The 20,065-nt window shown below is 51.9% G+C and carries 23 protein-coding genes; 3 read left to right on the top strand and 20 right to left on the bottom strand.

Annotated features, from left to right (window positions below; translation table 11 throughout):
- Positions 1–229 (top strand): hypothetical protein (locus GOM71_RS24065; protein WP_216651721.1); only part of this gene is annotated, 229 nt, incomplete at its 5' end.
- 139 nt (positions 230–368) lie between these two features.
- On the opposite strand, the gene GOM71_RS07385 is transcribed toward GOM71_RS24065, so the two are convergent.
- From GOM71_RS07385 to GOM71_RS07375, 3 genes are read right to left on the bottom strand one after another with little or no spacing between them, the layout of a single operon-like run.
- Complete coding sequence (locus tag GOM71_RS07385; RefSeq protein WP_156279338.1) at positions 369–1,034, bottom strand: DNA alkylation repair protein; 666 nt, start codon at positions 1,032–1,034, stop codon at positions 369–371.
- Positions 1,035–1,067: 33 nt separating this feature from the next.
- Positions 1,068–1,664 (bottom strand): P-loop nucleotide/nucleoside kinase family protein, encoded by a 597-nt coding sequence (locus GOM71_RS07380; RefSeq protein ID WP_156279336.1) that lies wholly within the window; start codon positions 1,662–1,664, stop codon positions 1,068–1,070.
- A gap of 30 nt (positions 1,665–1,694) precedes the next feature.
- Positions 1,695–2,192, bottom strand: coding sequence for a CYTH domain-containing protein (locus GOM71_RS07375; RefSeq protein WP_156279334.1), 498 nt, complete (start codon positions 2,190–2,192; stop codon positions 1,695–1,697).
- 130 nt (positions 2,193–2,322) lie between these two features.
- On the opposite strand from GOM71_RS07375, the gene GOM71_RS07370 reads away from it, so the two are divergent.
- A complete protein-coding gene (locus GOM71_RS07370) occupies positions 2,323–3,183 on the top strand; it encodes an SDR family oxidoreductase (protein WP_156279332.1) in 861 nt (286 codons plus the stop codon).
- Between the two features lie 97 nt (positions 3,184–3,280).
- Positions 3,281–3,490: a hypothetical protein gene (locus GOM71_RS07365; RefSeq protein ID WP_156279330.1), complete on the top strand. Its 210-nt coding sequence runs from the start codon at positions 3,281–3,283 to the stop codon at positions 3,488–3,490.
- Positions 3,491–3,560: 70 nt separating this feature from the next.
- Here the strand turns inward: GOM71_RS07365 and GOM71_RS07360 are convergent, their stop codons facing one another.
- The 17 genes from GOM71_RS07360 to GOM71_RS07280 form a co-directional block, all read right to left on the bottom strand.
- Positions 3,561–4,076: a hypothetical protein gene (locus GOM71_RS07360; protein WP_156279328.1), complete on the bottom strand. Its 516-nt coding sequence runs from the start codon at positions 4,074–4,076 to the stop codon at positions 3,561–3,563.
- A 54-nt stretch (positions 4,077–4,130) separates the two neighbouring features.
- Positions 4,131–6,554, bottom strand: coding sequence for an FtsX-like permease family protein (locus GOM71_RS07355; RefSeq protein WP_156279326.1), 2,424 nt, complete (start codon positions 6,552–6,554; stop codon positions 4,131–4,133).
- Position 6,555: 1 nt separating this feature from the next.
- The gene (locus GOM71_RS07350; protein WP_156279324.1) at positions 6,556–7,314 is read right to left on the bottom strand and encodes an ABC transporter ATP-binding protein; all 759 of its coding nucleotides are present in this window, start codon (positions 7,312–7,314) and stop codon (positions 6,556–6,558) included.
- Positions 7,315–7,415: 101 nt separating this feature from the next.
- Positions 7,416–8,834: a sensor histidine kinase gene (locus tag GOM71_RS07345; RefSeq protein ID WP_216651720.1), complete on the bottom strand. Its 1,419-nt coding sequence runs from the start codon at positions 8,832–8,834 to the stop codon at positions 7,416–7,418.
- Positions 8,835–8,836: 2 nt separating this feature from the next.
- Positions 8,837–9,553 carry a response regulator transcription factor gene (locus GOM71_RS07340; protein WP_156279360.1) on the bottom strand — a complete coding sequence of 239 codons (717 nt, stop codon included), beginning with the start codon at positions 9,551–9,553 and terminating at the stop codon, positions 8,837–8,839.
- A 161-nt stretch (positions 9,554–9,714) separates the two neighbouring features.
- Positions 9,715–10,665, bottom strand: a complete 951-nt coding sequence (locus tag GOM71_RS07335; RefSeq protein WP_216651719.1) for a stalk domain-containing protein — start codon at positions 10,663–10,665, stop codon at positions 9,715–9,717.
- Positions 10,666–10,834: 169 nt separating this feature from the next.
- Positions 10,835–11,659: a bifunctional hydroxymethylpyrimidine kinase/phosphomethylpyrimidine kinase gene (gene thiD / locus GOM71_RS07330; RefSeq protein WP_156279318.1), complete on the bottom strand. Its 825-nt coding sequence runs from the start codon at positions 11,657–11,659 to the stop codon at positions 10,835–10,837.
- Between the two features lie 113 nt (positions 11,660–11,772).
- A complete protein-coding gene (thiO, locus tag GOM71_RS07325) occupies positions 11,773–12,885 on the bottom strand; it encodes a glycine oxidase ThiO (protein WP_156279316.1) in 1,113 nt (370 codons plus the stop codon).
- Between the two features lie 280 nt (positions 12,886–13,165).
- The gene (locus tag GOM71_RS07320) at positions 13,166–13,945 is read right to left on the bottom strand and encodes a thiazole synthase (RefSeq protein ID WP_156279314.1); all 780 of its coding nucleotides are present in this window, start codon (positions 13,943–13,945) and stop codon (positions 13,166–13,168) included.
- Positions 13,946–13,949: 4 nt separating this feature from the next.
- Complete coding sequence (thiS, locus tag GOM71_RS07315) at positions 13,950–14,147, bottom strand: sulfur carrier protein ThiS (RefSeq protein WP_156279312.1); 198 nt, start codon at positions 14,145–14,147, stop codon at positions 13,950–13,952.
- Positions 14,148–14,150: 3 nt separating this feature from the next.
- Positions 14,151–14,774: a thiamine phosphate synthase gene (gene thiE / locus GOM71_RS07310; RefSeq protein ID WP_156279310.1), complete on the bottom strand. Its 624-nt coding sequence runs from the start codon at positions 14,772–14,774 to the stop codon at positions 14,151–14,153.
- Positions 14,775–14,801: 27 nt separating this feature from the next.
- The gene (locus GOM71_RS07305; RefSeq protein ID WP_156279308.1) at positions 14,802–15,824 is read right to left on the bottom strand and encodes a ThiF family adenylyltransferase; all 1,023 of its coding nucleotides are present in this window, start codon (positions 15,822–15,824) and stop codon (positions 14,802–14,804) included.
- 18 nt (positions 15,825–15,842) lie between these two features.
- Positions 15,843–16,868, bottom strand: coding sequence for an ABC transporter substrate-binding protein (locus tag GOM71_RS07300; protein WP_156279306.1), 1,026 nt, complete (start codon positions 16,866–16,868; stop codon positions 15,843–15,845).
- Between the two features lie 20 nt (positions 16,869–16,888).
- Positions 16,889–17,668, bottom strand: a complete 780-nt coding sequence (locus GOM71_RS07295; protein ID WP_156279304.1) for an ABC transporter permease — start codon at positions 17,666–17,668, stop codon at positions 16,889–16,891.
- Positions 17,665–18,498 (bottom strand): ABC transporter ATP-binding protein, encoded by an 834-nt coding sequence (locus tag GOM71_RS07290; protein WP_156279302.1) that lies wholly within the window; start codon positions 18,496–18,498, stop codon positions 17,665–17,667. Before GOM71_RS07290 ends, GOM71_RS07295 begins: the two co-directional genes overlap by 4 nt.
- Entirely contained in the window at positions 18,486–19,178 is a 693-nt protein-coding gene (tenA, locus tag GOM71_RS07285; RefSeq protein WP_156279300.1) for a thiaminase II, read from the bottom strand. The genes GOM71_RS07290 and tenA overlap by 13 nt, the downstream gene beginning before the upstream one ends.
- A 599-nt stretch (positions 19,179–19,777) precedes the next feature.
- Positions 19,778–19,966, bottom strand: coding sequence for a DUF3934 family protein (locus tag GOM71_RS07280; RefSeq protein ID WP_156279298.1), 189 nt, complete (start codon positions 19,964–19,966; stop codon positions 19,778–19,780).
- Between the last annotated feature and the right edge of the window lie 99 nt (positions 19,967–20,065).

Below are 20,065 nucleotides of genomic sequence, written 5' to 3'. Positions count from 1 at the left end.
GATCAAACTCTCCATAGAAAGGGTTTTCCGATTGTCCAGCCGAAGGCTGATCGGAAAATCCCGGTCAGAATTTGACTTGCTCATTACTTTGTTTTATCGCTTTTCTCACGAATGGCGAGCCATTCGTAAGGGCAGTTTCGCTCGTTGTTCAGTTTTCAAAGAACAATTTCTTTTTCGACAACGCATGTTATCTTACCACAAGCGCCATCTCGATGCAAGCTTTTTTTAAAATTTGTTTTGAACTCTCGTTCGCAACAAGCTTGTCCTTCTTGCCTCGCCAACCGCATCTCTCTCGGCCGGAATTAGAATATATCATAGATCAGAAGCATAATGCAACCCTTTTTTTTCAAAAATAATTGATCTTTTTCTTAAACGTTCTTTAAAGCCTCTCTTACGCTTAATGGAGACAATTCGGTCGAAGCTACAAAACGCTTTACCGCTTCGGCATCCGTCTTCGCGTATTCCCGTAACGCCCACCCAATTGCCTTGCGGATAAAAAAGTCCTTCTCTTCTTTGCATCGTTCGATATAACCGAAAAGCCTTAACGTGTCGGTCCGCCCTTTATATTTCAACTGGAACAGAATGGCGGTGCGTCTAAGCCACATATGATCGGACTCAATCCAGCGATCAGGGTAATCTGTAATTAGCTCCGGATACTTTGAAAGATGCCGTCCAATTAAATGAGCGGCAATGTAATCGACAGTATCCCACCAAGATTTGCTCAGCACCAGCTGTTCCAACAAGTCGATATGCAACTTGTCCGCACGCTTGACATGCTTGTCCAGATGAGCCATCGCTACATTTTGAAACTCCCGTTCAGGCAGCAGCCAAAGCTCACGCACAGCTTGAAGCAGTTCCTCGCCTTGAGGCACGCCGTTTGTCTGCCAAAAATCGTGCAAAAGCTTCGTCCTCTCCGGCGTTTTAATGCCGAGGAAAGGAAACTGTCCCCGCATATACGCTTCCATCGCCTCGGCTTTATTCCGATCGGCATTCGCTCGAAAACACGCCGCTATCTTTTCAATATAATCAGACATATCCGGTCTCCCGTTCACAATCGATCTGTAGAGCTAGTCCATACTATCGCTATAAACAAATCGCTCCAAGCTCGCAAACGCTTGTTCATCCAACGGCTTTGAGTTGTCGAAATAAAGCACGGAATCGCCTTGCAGCTTCCATTTCAGCTCTCGCCTTGCGAGTGACCGGCTGAACTCGCTCCAGTGCTGGAGCTTGTACAGGTCAAGCTCGGAGCCCCTCTGCTTTATTCGATTATAGTAATGCTGCTCATCCTGCAAGTACACCATAACGACCTTTACACTTACATCTTCCAAAGAAGCGCCGATAGACGCAAGCTCTTGTCCGATCCAATCCGGCTCCTCCGTTTCTTTGCTGAACGGACCGATCACATAAGCATCATTGCCGATCTCGACATTCTCAAGCGCAGCATCCATTGTAATCCGGTAACCCAAATCCCGGCACAGCCTCTTATACTCGGCGGAGTCACGGTCGTTCGGATCAAGGCCGGCAACCGTCATAATCGAGACAGCAGCCGGACGCAGCAGCGTATCCATGTCGAGTACGGCCGCTCCTCTTTTACGCGCCAGCATTTTGGCCAAAGTCGTCTTCCCCGCTCCTGCCCCGCCTACAAAAAATACGAGCTTTCTCATCTGTCAGTCCACCTTTTTCCCCAAGCTTATCTAGCCTAATTGCCGTTCCTGCAGCTGCCGCCATACGGTCTTGTTGCTGTACTTCCGCTCGTCGCTAATGTCCGGTCCAAACCATTCCGGTGCGACGAAAGCATGCGCCTGCTCCTCCGATTCAAATTCGACCTCCACTACAGTCAGCTGAATTTGGTCGTAAATATCAATTTCGATCGTCGTCCCGTCCCACTGAGCAGTGATGCGGTCTTTCGTCAGCGGTATGGCTCCAAAGGCATCCATGACTTGCGTATAGATTCCTTCCGAAATCGAGTATTCAATTTCCTCGCGGGAAAGGCCGTTCCCTTTTTTAAACGTATGCGTATACTCCACTTCGCCCGTCGAAAGGTCGGTAATCCGCCTTACTCGCAGTTCCTGATTCGTATCCAGCGCTAAGTAGGTTTGTTCGATTCGCTGCTCCGACTTTTTTGTAAAATGTCCCGCAACCGTCTCCAGCGGCTGCGTGAGCAAAAACTTCCGTTCAATTTCGAGTGACATTAGGCATTCGATCTCCTTCGCGTCTAAACTTGCAACTATTGCTCCAATCATACCATATTCCAGCAATTGCAGTCGTACCTTGCGCCAGTATTCCATATAAATAGAGGAAAGCAAGGAAGGAGAGTGGACAATGGGGCCGTTCGCCGATGATTTATTGCATAACAAGGCAGTTCTCATAACCGGTGGAGCTACCGGTCTGGGCAGAGCGATGGGAGAAATGTTTCTGAAGCTGGGCGCTCGTCTCGCCATTGCAAGCCGCCGCGAGGAAGCGCTCAAGCAAGCTGCGCAACAAATGAGCTCTGAAAATAATGTCGTATTCTACAAAAGCTGCGATGTTCGCGACCCTGCTCAAGTTCTTGATCTTATTCAAGCGGTAGAGCAGCATTTTGGAAAAATCGACGTGCTGGTCAACAATGCCGCAGGCAATTTCATCAGCCCGACAGAAAAGCTGTCTCCGCGCGCAGTGGATGCCGTCTTGAATATTGTGCTGCACGGCACCTTTTACACAACGCTTGAAGTCGGGAAACGCTGGATCGATAACGGTCAACGCGGCGTTATGCTCAATATCGTGACGTCTTACGCCTCTTCCGGCTCTGGATCCGGCTTCGTCGTGCCCTCGGCTGCAGCAAAAGCGGGAGTGCTTGCTCTCACACGGTCGCTTGCTGTGGAATGGGCAAAATACGGCATACGTCAGGTGGCAATAGCGCCCGGCCCTTTCCCGACCGAAGGCGCGTGGTCCAGACTGTCTCCTACACCAGAACTGGAGCAGCGAATGATCGAGCGAATCCCGCTTCGCCGTACAGGCAATCAAGAAGAGTTAGCGCATCTGGCCGCCTATTTAATATCCGATTACGCTTCTTACATTAATGGTGAAGTTGTTACGATAGACGGAGGGGAATGGCTGCAAGGCGCCGGACAGTTCAACGATTTATTAGAAGTGACGCCGCAGCAGTGGGAGTCGCTGTCTGCCATGACGCGAAACGGCAAGTAATGTCCTCGCAACAAACTTTTCGGCAAACGGACGCCAGTCATCTCATATGGTATACTGTCGGAATAACCATTCAACAATGTGTGCAGGAGGGATTCCATTGAAAACGTATGTCATCCTCTCGTTTAATGAGGACGGACTCGAGAATGTATATGTGGGCCAAGACGAGGAAAAAGCGCTTGGCTTTAAGCCGGAGGATTTCGAAAATTGCGATGCGCTGTTCGTAGAAATCTGGGAGGACGGCGAGAAGATCGACGATTTCCGGCTCGAGCAGCCTTCCGAGGAAATAGCCGAGGACACTGCCGACTAGCCTTTCGACTGAAAAAAGAGACGAACGCCGAGCCTCAAGCTGGCATTCGTCTCTTTTTGCTTCGCTGCACCTACACCTTTACAAGCTCCGTTAGCGTCTTTACCGCATGCTCGAGCAGCTCCGACAGATCTCCCATTTGATCCTCGTTAATTTTCCGGTTAAAGGCCAATTCAATCGTATTTGAATATACTCGCGGCTCCTGACCGTACATAAAGGTCAAGGTTTGCGCTGGAGGATGCTCCGGCTGCCAGATGCTATTCAAAATCTGATTAATCTGCTTGCACTGCCGCTCGATGTCCGTAATCGGCATATCGAAAAATAGGCGCAGCGTACAGGCTGGGTTCTCGCCTTCAACGGCGAGCAGCTCCGACGCCAAATCCTTAAGCGAAGCCTCCAGCTGCAGCTCGGCGCTAATCTCGCTATAATCGGCCAATGTAAACCTGATCGCGAACAGCCTTGACATAACCGCCATTTCCAAACGGTCCATTCGATTTGTAATTCGGATCACGCCATCAATATTGTCCATGTCATAGGCGCAATTCTCAATGGCTACTTTTAAATTGTCGAAAACGGTGGGATCAAACAACGCACCTTCCTCCTTGCTTGCTGCTACTGCTCCTCTCTAGATTTTGCAAAACATTTACTCGATCGTCAACGTCCGAGGCGATTGTTTGGTCAACCATCTGGAAGAAAGCCATGCAGCAAGCGCGGTCGCAACGATGCTCACAATAGCCAATAGCGCTACGGCCGGACCATTCACAACAATCGGCAGCTTGACGAGGCCGTATTCGATAAGCAGCGACTTCAACACATTCGGCAAGCCGTAAACACCGGCAATCGCCCCCAATACAGCTCCAAGTATCGAAAGAACTGTAATTCCAAGCGTAATCGAGCCTCTTATGGTGCGGTTGGCCATTCCCAGCGATTTATAAATGCCGTACGTCCGATATTCCTTCCATACCGCAATTCGGCTGAGGCTGTAAATAATCATAAAAGTTACGCCTGTAAAAAGCAGCATCAGAAAGCCCATCGGCACAATCAAAATCGACACTGCCTCTTTATAAACAGCTTCCAGCAACGCCTTCTGGGTAACAGCGTCAATCGCTTTTCCGTATTTGGCGTTCAAATCGGATACGGTCTTATCCGCATCGTGAATATCCCATAGATTGATGAATAATATGTCATCGTCTTGCATTTGCACGCTGTCTTTGCCTGAGCTTTCGCTTCGAACGGCATCCGCTTTTATTCTTGCCGAATAGGACATATTCGCTATCGCTTGGTAGATTCCCGACACCGTCATCGTATGTTTTTGGCCTTCTAGAAATACGTCTAGCGTGTCGCCAACCTCTTTGCCCAACTTGCGAGACACATTGACTCCGATTGCAATTTCATGCTCATTGTCTGGATTTTTACCTTTTATCGTTTCAAACCCAAGTTCCTCGTAGCTTCCGTCCAGCGCGCTGACTGAAATGTTCATAGACTGGCTAGCCGATCTGTCTGCCGCGCCAGGCTCTGAAGGAAACACCCCATTCAGATCGCTTATCCGACCGAAATTTTTCACCCGTTTATCAGTGGATACCGCATTCTGAAAATCTTTGCTGGAAAAAGCGTCATTATTATAAACCGAAACGGCGATATGGGAGGAATCATATCCCCATAGCCCGGCCGTTTGCTGAATCTGCATGATGCTGTACAACAGTACGAAACCAAATACGATTACCGCCGTCGTGAGTGCCGCCATTGCAGCCGTGAGGACGGAGCTTTTCCGATTTTTAGCGACATACTTTAAAGCAATAACCGCAGCGATTGGCCAACGTCCGAATGTAACTATCCCGCTTCCGGCATTCGCAAGCTTGCCCGCCACTTTCCCGTTATCCGCTTCCGACATGCCGTAACGGATCGCTTGCGCAGGCTGAACCGAACGGATTTTGCCGGCAAACACCAATACACAAAGCAATACAAGCACAATGATGAATAGCCCTGCTGCCAGCGAAAAGCCGCTGCCGGTAAGCGCCATCTGCGACTGCGGCGTTTCCAAGTTGGTTGAAGACAGCTTAATTATAATTGCCGATAATAGTTTGCTGGCTGCAATCCCTGGCACGACGGCAATGAATGCAAGGAGCGCATATTGCAGCACATAAATGGACATGATGCGATTCGACCGCAGACCTACTGACTTAAACACGCCTATCGTTCGGTAGCTTGACAATATCGCATCCGAAATCGTGTACCCGATCGTAAACAGTGCGATAAAGAGCATCACGATTCCAAGAAACACCATTATAAATCCGATGATCCGACTCATAATGAGATAAAAAGCCGACATCTCCTCGAATTCGTCTTTCCCCTCTAAGAACGGAACGCCGAAATGCTGCTCAAAGCTGCTCCAATATGCGGCCTGGTCTCCGTAATTTTCAAATCGCAAGCCAATCAAATAACTGTCGCCGCCTATAAGAGCTTGCGTCCGTTCTGCATAGTCGGCGTGATTCAGCCATATACGGGCCGTTGTCGCAAACGGAGCTCCATAAGGAAGATCGACAATAACTCCGGAGACCGTCAGCTCAAACCGCTCCGATTCCGCTTTGAATTCGATCCTGTCTCCTACCGATATGTCGTGCGAACGGGCAAGCGATGTCGGAATCCATACCGTTCCCGGTGCCGGCGCAGCAGTGCTTTCGCCTTCCGCAAACAGCAATTTATCCACCTTCATCGGCTCGGCAGGCGTATCCATCAGCATGACATATACGTTTGTCAATTCTTTGCCGCCATAGCTTATGCCCGCGATATTCCGAAACGGCAATAGCTCCGACGCCATTACGCCGTCCTGCTCCTTCCACCACCCGGCCAACGCCTTCGGATCATGGAGTCCTTTCGTCAACATAAGCAGCTGGTGAGAGCCGTTCGTCTGTTTATGCATATCTGCAAAACGGCTGCCCGAGTTAGCCAGCACTGTAGCCGATGTCGCCAATAGCACCGTCGAGAGCAGTATTAGCACGGCGATCAGACCATTTTGCAGCTTCTTCTTAGTAATTCCCGACCAGCAAAGCATCCATAGCGTTCTCATCTTACTCCCTCCCTGTCACGTAGGAGAAAATAAGCGCTTCCCGCTGCTGCACGTTTTTCGCTTCATACTTATCGAATTCGAGAATGCCGCCGACTTTGCCGTCCCGGATATAGATAAGCCGATCGGCCCTGCACGCCGCTTTAATATCATGCGTTACCATTACAATCGATTGGCCGCCGCGATTCATTTCCGTCAATATATCAAGCACGGCCATGCCGTGGTCATGATTCAGGCTGCCGGTCGGTTCGTCTGCAAAAACAATATCAGGCGAATTAATTAGCGCCCTGGCGATGGCTGCCCGCTGCTGCTGGCCTCCCGAGGTTTGAGCGGGCAGACGGTTACGCTGTCCGTCAATGCCCATCGATTCCATCAGGGAGTGCGCCTTTTGCCTTACTTCCTTTCTGCGGCCGCCCGCTACATAGGCAGGCAGCGCGACGTTCTCAAACAACGTTAAATCCGCAACCAGATTGATGCTCTGATAAATATAGCCAAGCTTGCTCGCCCTAAACGCCGCCTTTTCCCGCTCCGACTGGCCGTCAATGCGAGTGCCTCGATAATATATTTCACCCGTCGTCACCGCATCCAACCCGCTGAGCATGTAGAGCAGCGTCGATTTGCCGGAACCGGAGTTGCCCATGATGACCGTAAAATCACCCTCGTAAATCTCCAGATCGACGTTGCGAATCGCGTGATATCGCTCATTTCCGGTCGAATAGGTTTTGCATGCGTTTCGAGCTTCAATAATCGTTTGCTTAGACATGTTTTGTAGCCCCCATTACGTTTGATACCTTTAGTGTAGCGGGCCATTCTATATAATCGCTTATCAAGTTATTAATAGAATATTACAGCGCTCGCTTAAGCTTAGGCCAGCGGAATCGTAAACGTAAACGAGGTGCTCTGTCCTTTTATGCTTTGAAAGCCGATCGTCCCTCCATGCGCTTCAACAATATACTTGCATATTGACAGCCCAAGCCCTGTTCCTTCACTTACCTGTTCGGTCTGCCCTTTATAATAGCGTTCAAAAATAAAAGGCATGTCCTCCGCCGAAATGCCGCCGCCGGTATCTTCAATCGTTAATTGAAGCTGTTCCCGGCCATGGGCTCGCAGTTGTTCAATGCGCATGCCTATAACGCCTCCCGGCGGCGTATGCTTAAGCGCATTGGCAATCAAATTGACAATCACTTGCTCAATTCGCGCGGCGTCCGCTTTAATTAACACATTTGGCACCGCTTCGGGCTCCTTGAACGTGCGGCCGGCCATCCGAACATAATGCGCATTCGGCTGAATGACAGCAGCCAGCAGCTCGCCGCTGTATTGCTCGGCTAATGAAATGGAGATTTGCCCTAATTGCTTCAGCTCATGAAGCAGCAGATCGTCTATAAGCCGCGCCATTGAATCGGCCTGGGTCTGCATGACCTCCATATAGCTCATAACAGAAGGCAAATCCGGGCAAACGCCGGAGCGTATCGCTTCAATATAAGCTTTGACAGTTGTCAACGGCGTTCGCAAATCATGGGATATGTTCGTGATCAGCTCTTTTTGCGCCCGATCCTGCTCGCTTCTTCGCTGATGCAAATACTGAAGCTCCAGCCTGACCTGATCGAACATCGCATACAGCTCGCTCCATTCGTCGTTCCCGGCGCGTTCAATCGGCTGACCGTAATGCCCTTTCAATATATCCCCCGCATGCCGCTTCATACCGGAGATCGGTTGTATGGCATCCCGATTGATTTTCCTGTACAGCAAGAACAAGAATAGAGCGGCGGCAAGCAGCAATGCTCCTGCCGCCAGCCAGATGATAGAGGACCGATGCTGTGTAGTTTTAACGACAAGCAAGCTCTTTGGGACTGTGAAAATCGCATTGGCAACTTGCCTGTTCGAGTCTTCCGCGATAACAGGAAACGCTACGCGATACGTTTCATTTGCGCTTTTCGCCGCGTACAAATCATAATGCAGCGCAGTTCGCAAATCGAGGATCGAAGATTCCGAGGCGCCGAACACAACCTTCCCGTCAAGCAGCACAACAGTCAGCTCCAGGCCGCTCTCCTCCGTCAAGTGCCGCAATTCATCTCGCGCCGTTTCTGAGGAATCAAGCTTTGCGATGTTGCGCTCCAAATAGAGCATAGGCGCGCTGCTTTTCACCCTCGCCGCATTGATTACATAAGGCGTCTGATTATCGCTATTCGAGTTTGCATACAAATAGGCGGCACAAACGGCGATACCGAAAAGGCAGGCCAATATGGCAAGCAATCTTTTTCTAATCCGTCTACTTAAATGCATGTTCATCCCCGTCCGAATTCATCTTGGCTGAATTTATAGCCTACGCCCCATACCGTTCGGATGAATGCCGGACTCGACGGATTGTTCTCAACCTTTTCGCGCAATCTGCGGATGTACACTGTAATCGTGTTCTCATCCCCATATGCGTCAAAGCCCCAAATCGCATCGAGCAGCTGGCTTTTCGTAAACACTTGATTCGGATGCTCCGCCAAATAAGCAAGCAGCTCAAATTCTTTGGCGGTAAGCGAAACATCGCGTCCGTCCACCGTTGCTTTATAGCCTTTCTTATCAATGGAAAGGGGACCGAATCGCAACAGATCCGACTGCGGCAGATTGACAGACATGCCGTCGATTCTGCGCAAATGGGCTTGAATACGGGCCAGCAGCTCGCTAAGCGAGAAAGGCTTCGTCATATAATCGTCCGCGCCGAACCCTAAGCCAAGCACTTTATCGGTATCGCCGCTGCGGGCGCTTAAGATCAAAATCGGCGTCGAATGCCGCTCCCGGATTTGTCTACAAAGCGAAATGCCGTCATCGCCGGGCAGCATAATGTCCAGAACAATAAAATCAGGCCGCAGCCGCTCGATCGCGTCCAACCCTGAGCGCCCGTCGCCAGCTATTTCGACCTCGTATTGATTAACAGTCAAGTAATCTTTAATAATGCGAGCGATCGGTTCTTCGTCTTCTATGACCAGCACGCGTTTTTTCGCATTTTCCATCTTCATTCTCTGCTCCCGTCTGTCTATATGCTTCGTTCATTACATTCGCCAACTGGATGATTATCCCTTTTCACTGTGAGCGACTAAAATCAAAAAATAGCGGTGCAGGGATAGTCCTCTGCACCGCTATTTATGAAAGTACATTCTTTATTGACTTAGTATTATTCTTTATAAGCAGCCGATGTGTCGATGCCTACCGTATTGAGCGCGCTGTCCCAAGTTACGGCAAAGTCAAAAACTTTCGCAATGTCTCTCAGCTTGAAGTAATTGTTGCCGCCGATGTTGTAAGCCGTAAACGAAACCTCTTTGCCGTCTACCAAAATTTTCGAGGAAGTCGGCAAAGCCTTTTTATTCGTCGGATTTGGCGATACTTTAAGCTCTTTGCCGTCAGGCGTATAAGCGGCGCCCTTCGTCAGATTAATCGCATTGCTTGCGCTGTCCCAGCCAACTTGGAATTGCTTCGCAGAACCGTTCACAACCATCGCCAGGTCGCGCAGTTTGAAGTAGTTGCTGCCGTCGATTTGATAGGCTTCAAAGGCGATCTCTTTGCCGTCTACTACAACTTTGGAAGCGGTAGGCTTCGCAGTTTTGTCAACGAACTGAACGTACAATTCTGCACTGAAAATCTCTTCGTCAGCCTTGTCAGCAGATATGAAATAAAATCCGTAAGTCTCGCCTGCTACTAATTCGCTCGCTTTTTCATCCTTTGTAATCTTCGGCTGAACGACTACGCTGCCGTTTTTAAATTGAGCTTCGAAATCGCCAGACTGCTCGTTATCCATATTCATAGACATGGCCATCGCATACAGCATATACGCCGCTTTATCGGTCGTTTTAATTTCGAAAAGCGAGTACGTGCCGTCGCTGTTCTTCTTCGGCATATCAACAACGAGAACGTCAGCGTAGTAAGGATCCTCATCTTCGTAATCCGCTGCAAGGTTAACCTCTTTCGATTGTTTATAGCCTGGAACAACAATGGTATAGCCCGAATCCTGTTCGCCTAAATGGAACTCGGTGCCTTGCAGCCCTGCAGCCGAAGCAGGAGCAACCAGTGCGGTAGTCAACAGCATCGTCAGCAGCAAAACAAAGGAAATAACTTTACTCTTTCTCATGATGAACCCTCCAGTAATGATAGTATTAGAATAATTGAGTAATTCTACCATACTATTTTACTAGATTATTCAACAAAATTCATTACTTCCAACGTATAAACAGACATTTTTTTCATTAGTTTATTATTTATTTTTGTCGAAAACAGATAAAAACACGAAAAAAGTCCTATTAAAAAACAGATGTAAATTTTCGACGGTAGGCCCAGTGATTGGTCGGGCCGTGCCCGCTTCCGATTACGATACCGTCTTCGATCGCTGCTTGAATGAACGCTTTTGCCCGACGAGCGGCCTCCTCCATTCCCATCCCTTGGGCAAGGCCGGCAGTTAAAGCTGCCGAGTAGGTGCAGCCGGTGCCATGCGTACGCGCCGTTTCAATCCGCTTGCCGGACATTTCCGTCACGCTGCTGCCGTCGAATAGCAGATCGACCGCTTCGCCGCCGTCCTCGTGCCCGCCTTTAATAATAACGTTGCGTGCGCCGAAGCCCGCCAGCCGCTTGGCTGCCTCGATCTTATCAGCCCGGCTGCGAATCGATACGCCCGTCAAACGTTCCGCTTCCGGAATGTTCGGCGTCACTACTGCCGTAAGCGGCAGCAGCTTTTCCGTCATCGCTCTAACCGCTTCATCTTGCAGCAGCGATGCCCCGCCTTTTGCGATCATGACAGGATCGACGACAACCTTCGTCCAGCCGAAAAAGGCGATTGCTTCCGCAACCGTCTCGATAATGTCGGCGCTGAACAGCATCCCCGTCTTCAACGCATCGACGCCGATATCGCTGCCGACGGAATGAATTTGCGCGGCAACAGCCTCTTTGGCAAGCGGATACACGCCCTGCACGCCCAGCGTGTTTTGCGCAGTCGCCGCCGTAAGCGCGGACATGCCGTAAGCGCCTAGCTCCTGGAACGTTTTCAGATCGGCTTGAATCCCGGCGCCCCCGCCGCTGTCGGAACCGGCAATCGTTAAAGCCCGACCTGTGAAGCCTGTACTATGATTCATGTTGATCCCTCCTAAAAAGTTTTGCGAAGCAAAACTTACTTCGAAAGCGTAGACTTAGTTTTGCGAAGCAAAACTTACTTCGAAAGCGCAGGCTTAGTTTTGCGAAGCAAAACTTAAATGCTAAACCGCTCAGGGTCAAAGGCTTCCATCGCTTCAGGAAGCTTCTTCCGCTCGATGTAATCGGCAGCTACTTTCGCCGTAACCGGACTAAGCAAAATGCCGTTGCGATAATGGCCCGCAGCCATAACGACACGATCCGAGGCGCTTAGCCGTCCAAGCAGCGGAAATCCGTCCTGCGTGGACGGGCGCAATCCGGCCCAGCGATGGAACGGCGTCTGCTCGGCGAGGAACGGGAACGCTTGCTTGTTCCATTTGCGCAGCCGCTCGATGCCTTTATCGGTTACGGTCGTATCGAAGCCCGCCACATCCTCGGAGGCGCCGCATACGAGCGTGCGGTTCTCCTTGGCGACAAGGTAGCCTTGGTTGCTGAATACCATATGCTGAACCGGCTTGACCTCCGCTTCATAGGCGCATATTTGTCCGCGAATCGGATAGATCGGAATGCGAATGCCGAAGACGTCCGCCAGCTCCTGTGCCCATGCGCCCGAGCAGACAAGAAGACGGTCTCCGTTGAAGCTTCGGCCGTCCTGCGCCTTCACGACGACATCGTTCCGCCATTCCTCGACGGTCAGCTGAACTAATTGCTCTTCGATTTGCACGCCCGTCAGCCGGCAGGCCTGTTCCAACGCCATAACATAATCTGGTGCATACAGATGACTTTCCTCCGGCGTATAGAGCGCCGCCTTCACTTCTCGCGAAAGCAGCGGCTCCCTAGCAAACAACTCCTCGCCCTCCAGCAATGCGCCCGTTGAGCCGTGCTCGCGTTGCCAGAGCAGCCTGCCCTCCAGCGCCAGCCGGTCCGCTTCGTGGTACGCGATATACAAGCTTCCCGATTCGGTATATTCAAATTCCCGGCCGGACACCCGCTTGATTTCCTTCACCCATTCAGGATAGAGGCGCAAGCTTTCGTTGCATAAATGAAAAAAGGCATCCGGTCCTTCGACGTTCTCCGAGTAAGGCGCCAGCATGCCTGCCGCCGCCCCCGACGCTTGCCCGCCGCAGCGGTTTATTTCCAGAACGACGGCTTGATGACCGCGCTTCTGCAATTCATAGGCGCAGGACAGGCCAATAACGCCGCCGCCCATTACAATTACTTTCTCCCCCATCACACAAACCAGCTTTCCGAAGAGGTAGTTCAAAAAATCCGCTTTTGATCACGAAGCATACCACGAAGCAGATTCGACATCGAATCTTGAATTCAGCCGAGACAGCGTATGCCTTCGAAGTATGTTTCCTTCGGAAACATTTCAAGTTCTCACGTAGTAACCCACTACGCTCCGATCCTCATTCTCTAGCTTCATCCAACCTTCTACAGCGTTTTGAAAAAACGCAGCTTCGTAAGCACTACTTATGTGCTGAAAACCGAACTTTTTGAACTTTCTATATTTATTTCAAAATAAACTGTTCATGGCCGCTGCTTGCCGTCGCATAGCGCTTCTTCGAGATGCGGCCGGCAAGGTAAGACAGCCTGCCCGCTTCAATCGCCAGCTTCATCGCCTGCGCCATAACAACCGGGTCCTTCGCCTTCGCAACCGGCGTATTCATCAGCACGCCGGATACGCCAAGCTCCATCGCCTGGGTGACATCCGCCGCCGAGCCGAGACCGGCGTCGACGATAATCGGCACCTTCGCCTCCTCGACAATGAGGCCGATATTATACGGATTCAGAATGCCAAGGCCTGTGCCGATTGGCGCCGCGCCCGGCATAACCGCTGCCGCTCCGGCTTCCTCCAGCCTTTTGCAAAGAATCGGATCGTCGGAAATGTACGGAAGCACGGTAAAGCCTTCCTTTACCAAAATTTCCGTCGCCCGCAGCGTTTCGATCGGATCAGGCAGCAGCGTTTTTTCGCTCGCGCTGATCTCGACCTTGATCCAATCGCTTAAGCCCGATGCCCTCGCCAATCTTGCGATGCGCACCGCTTCATCCGCCGTGCTTGCTCCCGATGTGTTCGGCAAGTAACGAAACGCGCCCTCCTCCACATGCTGAAGAATCGAATCGTCTTCCGTCGATGCCAGGTTAATACGGCGAATAGCGAACGTCAGCACCTCAGCTCCGGACGCCTTTATCGCTTCTTTCTGTACATAAGGATTCGGGAACAATCCCGTACCGATAAAAAAGCGCGAAGTGAGCTCGTGCTCCCCAATGCGCCATGTATCCTTCTTCATGACTTCAGCCTCCTCCGACAAAATGAACCAGCTCAATTCGCATATTTGGACGGACGTCAGCGCTCGCCCATTGTTCCTTCGTCAGCACCTCGCCGTCCGCTTCCACGACAACAGGCCTGCCTTCCAACCCAAAATGAATGACAACGTCCAGAATCGTCTGCGCTTCCAGTTCCTTGCGCTCTCCGTTAATGACCAGTTCCATGTTTCAGTCCCGTCCCTCCAGCTTGCTAAGGAAAGCCCGGCAAGTGCCCGGAACGTCCGCGCTGCCGACAATTTCGCTTACCGCGCAAATACGGGTTGCGCCTGCCGCAATTACCTCATCGACATTGCTCAGCTTGATGCCGCCGATAGCAACGAACGGGATGCGAATCCGGCTTGCAACCTGCTGCACATAAGCGACCGTCACCGGATTGACGACATCGACCTTCGTCTTCGTCGGAAATACCGGACCGACGCCGATATAATCCGCCCCTTGCTCTTCCGCAAGCAGCGCTTCCTCGATTGCATGCGTGGAAATGCCGATAATTTTATCTCCTACCAGCCTTCTCGCTTCCGAGAGCGGCACATCGTTCTGACCAAGATGAATACCGTCCGCATCTACTTCCAGCGCAATATCGATATAATCGTTCACGATAAACGTCACGCCGTGCTTGCGCGTCAATTCGCGGAGGGCCTTTGCCTTGCGGAGCACCTCTTCGCGACTGCTGTCCTTATCGCGAAGCTGAATAATATCTACGCCGCCAATAATAGCCTCCTCCATCACGTGAATCATGTCGCGACCCGGATGGAACTGTTCGCCGGTGATGGCGTACAATCGAAAATCTTTCATTTGCTCAAAGTCACTCCTTATTTGAAATTATGAACCGATATACCTCGCGTAGATCGTTTTGGCGCGGATGATATCGTCCGTCCCTTGCACGAGTACGCGCCCATCGGGAAATAATACAAGCTTTTCGCCTTCCGGCAGCTCGACTCGGAGCAAGTACGCGTTCATCTCCGTCCGAACCGCTGCCGGAGCCAGTCGTTTATGCCATTGCTCCAGCTGAATCGGCCCGTTGCCGGCAATTTGCACCGTGCTTCTGCCGCACAGCGAGATTGTGGAATCCCGTTCCGTCACTTGCAGCGCCGGATATTCCTTCAGCTGGCAGCAAGGGCATTGCTTCGCCGGCTCGCCAAGCTTCATCTCAAAATAATGGTTGTTCCACAGATCGAACGTTACGAGGCTGTTCCGCCGCGCCGTATCCGCGCCGACGAGAAACTTCAAAGCTTCGGTCGCCTGATAGGAGGCAACGATATCCACAACAGGCGCGATAACGCCGATCGTATCGCAGGTTTGGCCGCTGCCGTCAGCGGACGGCAGGAAACAGCGCAAGCACGGCGTTTTGCCGGGAACGAGTATAGCGCTCATCCCCCGCGAGCTGACTGCGCCGCCGTAGGTGAACGGAATGCCGTTGCGGAAGCAAGCGTCGTTGAGCAAAAATCGCGTCTCGAAATTGTCCGTCCCGTCCAGCACCAGATCGACGCCGTCCAGCAATTGATCAATATTGTGGACGGTGACATCTGCGACAAGCGCCTCAATCCGGACGTCGGAGTTAATGCGGCGAAGCTTGCGCTCTGCCGCGATAGCCTTTGGCAAACCTTCGCGCACATCTTCCTCGTCGTACAGCATTTGCCGCTGCAGATTGCTTTTCTCCACATAATCGCGATCAACGAAACGAACATGCCCAACGCCCGCCCGCACCATATGATTAGCCAGCACTGCGCCAAGCGCGCCCATGCCGATAATGCATACCGCACTTTCCTCCAGCTTCTTCTGTCCCGCTTCGCCTATTGGCGCAAACAGCCTCTGTCTTGAATACCGCTCCTGACGTTCGTCCATCTGTCTTACCCCAATTCGTTATAGATTGCGGAACACATCTTCCGCCTTCACTTCTTTGCTAAGTTGGCCATGCTCCTTCAGCCAAGCGATAACTTGGTTCCACGATTCCGCCGATTGCGCGCCAAACTTCTCCGCCCCTGCGTCCATCAATGGAAGCAGAATAGCCAGGCTTTGCTTCTCGATTTCCGCGTCCAGAGGGAAATCAGCGTTTTGCTTATCAAGCAGAAGCTTCAACGCTTCATTCGGATGCTTAGCCGTATACTCCTGCCCTTTGGCAGCCGCCTCCATAAACCTGCGGAAAGCTTCGCTCTTGCTCTCCAGCCCTTTCTCGCTTGCCGTCAGCACCAGCTCGTAATAATCCGGCACGCCGTAATCCGCCGGGTTGAACGCGAGCAGCTTAACGCCTTCTTTCTCAAGCAGCAGCTTCTCGTGATTGACATAGCCGCCGATAATGCCGTCCACTTTGTTTGTCGTAATAGACGGGATCAAATCCCAGCCGATATCGACATATTTGAGTTTCGACGCATCGCCGCCGTCCGATTCCACCATCGTGTTGACCATTGCTTCATCCAGCGGCAAGGAAGGATAGCCGATTTTAAGTCCTGCAAGGTCTTTAGGCGATTTTACGCCCGAAGATGCCGGGACGAACAGCTGATTCAACGGATGGCGGACAATTGCTCCGACCGATACGACCGGAATGTCCTCCGCTCGCGATACCGCCACCTGCATCTGATAGCTTAATGCCAAATCGGCTTTTCCCGTCGCCACCAGCTTCAGCGCATCGTTGGTGTCTGCAGGCGTCTGCAGTTTCACATCAAGACCCGCCTCTTTGAAATAACCTTGCTCTTCCGCAGCGTACAGGAACGTATGCACCGCATTCGGATACCAGTCGAGCAGCACCGTCAGCTGCTCCAGTTCTTTTTCGCCAGACACTTTGTCATGTTCGGTGTGATCGGCGTTATTCGAGCAAGCCGCCGAAGTCAAAAGCGTCACCGCAAATGCGAGCGCCAGCGGCGTTTTCATCCATCGTTTCCAAGTAAACATATTATAATTACCTCTCCCTATTATGATTTCGCTGCTCTGCGATGAGCAAGCATCATTCTCTCTAACGCCTGTGATGCAACAAACAAGACAATTCCCATCAACGACAGCAGCAGCACACCCGCGAAAACATCGTCTCCGCGCAGCATGTTCGCCGCCCGTTTCGTATACATGCCAAGCCCTCTCTCGCCCCCAAGCCATTCGCCTAGCGTTGCGCCTCCGACGCTGATCGCTGCGGCCATTTTGAGCCCGGTGAAAAAGGCCGGAAGCGCCGACGGGATTTTCCACTTGAGAAATAGATCCCATTTTCTCGCTCCCATCGACTGCATGAGCTCTCCGATTTCGCGATCCGCCGAGCGGAAGCCATCCGCCGTATTCATCGCAATCGGGAAAAACGTAAACAACACAACGACGGCGATTTTGCTGCCGATTTCATAGCCGAACCACATGACCATAATCGGCGACAGCGCAATAATCGGAATCGTCTGCGAAGCGACGATCAGCGGATAGACCGTTTTGCGGGCAAGACCGGAAACATCAATCCATATAGCAGAGAGCGTGCCGAACAAAACCGAAACTGCCAGCCCGAGCAGCGCCTCTCCAAGCGTTACGGCGAAGTGCTTGCCCAGTACGGCAGCGTTATCGCAGACCGAACGCAGGACGGCGGAAAGCTTCGGAATAATATAATGCGGAATGTTGAAAAAAGTCGTTGCCGCCTCCCAGCAGACCGCTAGCAGCAAAATAAAACTGATGACCGGCAAATAGGACGTCCATCGGCGGGTTTTACGCGTTGCAGGCTTCAATTCATGACGCCCCCTTCCGCCCCGGCTGCTGCGATGCGGCCGAATCGGCCGAGCAGCTCGCGCTTCAGGTCGACGAACCGGCTGCCCAGCGCCGTTTCTTCGTTGCGAGGACGCGGCAGGTCGACCGGCAGCGATTCGAATGCCGTTATCGGCTTTTCTTTCGCCGACGCTACCAGCACCCGGTCAGACAACAGCAGCGCTTCGTCGATATCGTGCGTAATGAACAAAATCGTCTTCTTGTGCTGCTCCCACACCTGCAGCAGCCATTGCTGCATGCCGACGCGCGTCATGGCGTCAAGCGCGCTGAACGGCTCGTCGAGCAGCAGCAGCTCGCCGCCGCCAAGCAGCGAACGAAGAAACGATACGCGCTGGCGCATCCCGCCGGACAGCTCATGCGGGAATTTGCGCTCGGTCCCTTCAAGCCCGAACTTCGCGAGCAATTCCATAACCCGCTGGCGCGCCTCCCGCTTCGAAACGCCTTGCATCTCCAGGCCGAGCGCGGCATTGTCCAGCACGTTGCGCCATGGCATCAGACAATCGCGCTGCGGCATATAGCCGACAACGTTGCCGCGGCCCCCTCCGCTGGCGTTCCCGCCGCCGATGGCGATCGTGCCGGCGTTTGGAGCAAGGAGGCCGGCGAGCAGCCGGAACAGCGTCGTTTTGCCCATGCCGCTTGCGGCCACGATGCTAACGAACTCGCCTTTATGAATATCGAAGCTGACTCCGTCGAATAAGGCCCGTTCCCCTTCGAAAGAGTAAGTCAAGCCGTGAACCGACAGTCCGAGCGGCTCCGCTTCCCGTTGCTGCATCTGCCCGTTCACACCGGCCATCCTTCCTGCCGATATGCCATGTCCCAGAACAAATATTCCAGCTTGGAGGCCATCAGAAAATGATGCTCCAGCTTCACAAGCTCCGCTTCCGCCATCCCTTCTGCCAGCCGGTTCATCAAGCCGATGCACCATTCGGTCAGCTCATTGAACTCTTCCGAGCTGTACATGAGAATCCAGTCGCGGTACAGCGGATGATCCAGCGCTCCCGGCACTTCCGCGAAAGCCGCGCCGATATCCCGATAGCTCCACATGCACGGGAGAACGGCAGCTACAACTTCAGGGAGCGAGCCTTGCGCGGCAACATCCAGCAAATATTTCGTGTAAGCAACGGTCGTCGGAGACGGCTTCGTCGCCTCCAGCTCCTCGCGGGATACGCCGAACCGCTCGGCATATTGCCGATGCAGCCCCATCTCCACATTCAGCGTGGAGTCGCAAAGCGCCGAAAACTTGCCCATCGTTTCCAGATCGCTCGCTTTAATGCTGCCGTAGGCGAACATTTTGGCATAATCGATTAAGTAGATATAGTCCTGCTTCAAATAATAGATAAACCGTTCGGGATCAAGCTTGCCCTCTCTTAATTCCGTCAAAAACGGATGGCGGTGGCTCTGCTCCCAAATCGCCTTTGATGCGCCGAACAGCCTGTCGCTGAAACGGCTTGATGTTGCCAGCGTTTTTTCCATTTTGCAGTATGCACTCCTGACATCGGAATCTTTGAGCCGAGCTCAAAGTCACTCCATATTCGTAATCTTCGGTAACCAAGGCAAAGCGCTCAAGCATTCACGGCTAGCATCCGCTACGCGTTTCGAGACAATAGAAAAAGCCATTCGAGAATACACGAATGGCTACAATTCGATAGGTTCTCTACGCCAGCATTACCTGGTTCAGATTATCGGTCAGACAAACAAGTTGCCTATCTCAGCCGGACTTAATCCAGCACCCGCACTCATATGCAATTAATTTCACTATAACTGATCCTTATTTGTTAGGCAATAACCGTGTAACATCATAAGTTAAAAAAAGAGCGAATCCGCACATACACCCACATCGGCAACCAAAACAGCATCCCCCACAAAAGAGCAGCAGAGAGAATACCGCGCTTTCCTATTAATCGCTCCAAGTTATGAAGTTCGTCGTACAGCCGATCTTTCGCCTGCTCTAACTCGACACCACATTGTTTGTACAGCAGCATCCGTACACGAAAGTCAGATCCGTCATGCAAGATGATGCGAAACAAGCAATAAAAAAAGCTGCGTTTGGCCCTCCATACGCAGCTTTCTCCCTATTCCTGCTTAGCGTCGGCTCCACCCTTGCCGCCGTCAGCTTCCTTTGCGCCTGCGCTTGCTCCCGGCTTGGCTTTCTTGCTGAATACACGTTTAGCGCCTTTCGCTTTTGCTGCTTTATCCCAGCGGCTCCAGCCTTTTTTGCCCGTTCCTTGGCCGATGCCGCTTTTCTTTTTCGGTTTGGTCAATCGTTACAGCTCCTCTTTTGACAATCTACTATCGTGTATTGTACCAATAGCGGCTTAGCAATAGCAATCATTCCCTGTCGCAAGCCGCGTGCCCCCCTT

The sequence above is a fragment of the Paenibacillus sp. NEAU-GSW1 genome (assembly GCF_009737085.1).
In the GTDB taxonomy this organism is placed as follows: Bacteria; Bacillota; Bacilli; order Paenibacillales; family Paenibacillaceae; genus Pristimantibacillus.
This window is presented reverse-complemented; position numbering and strand designations above follow the sequence as displayed.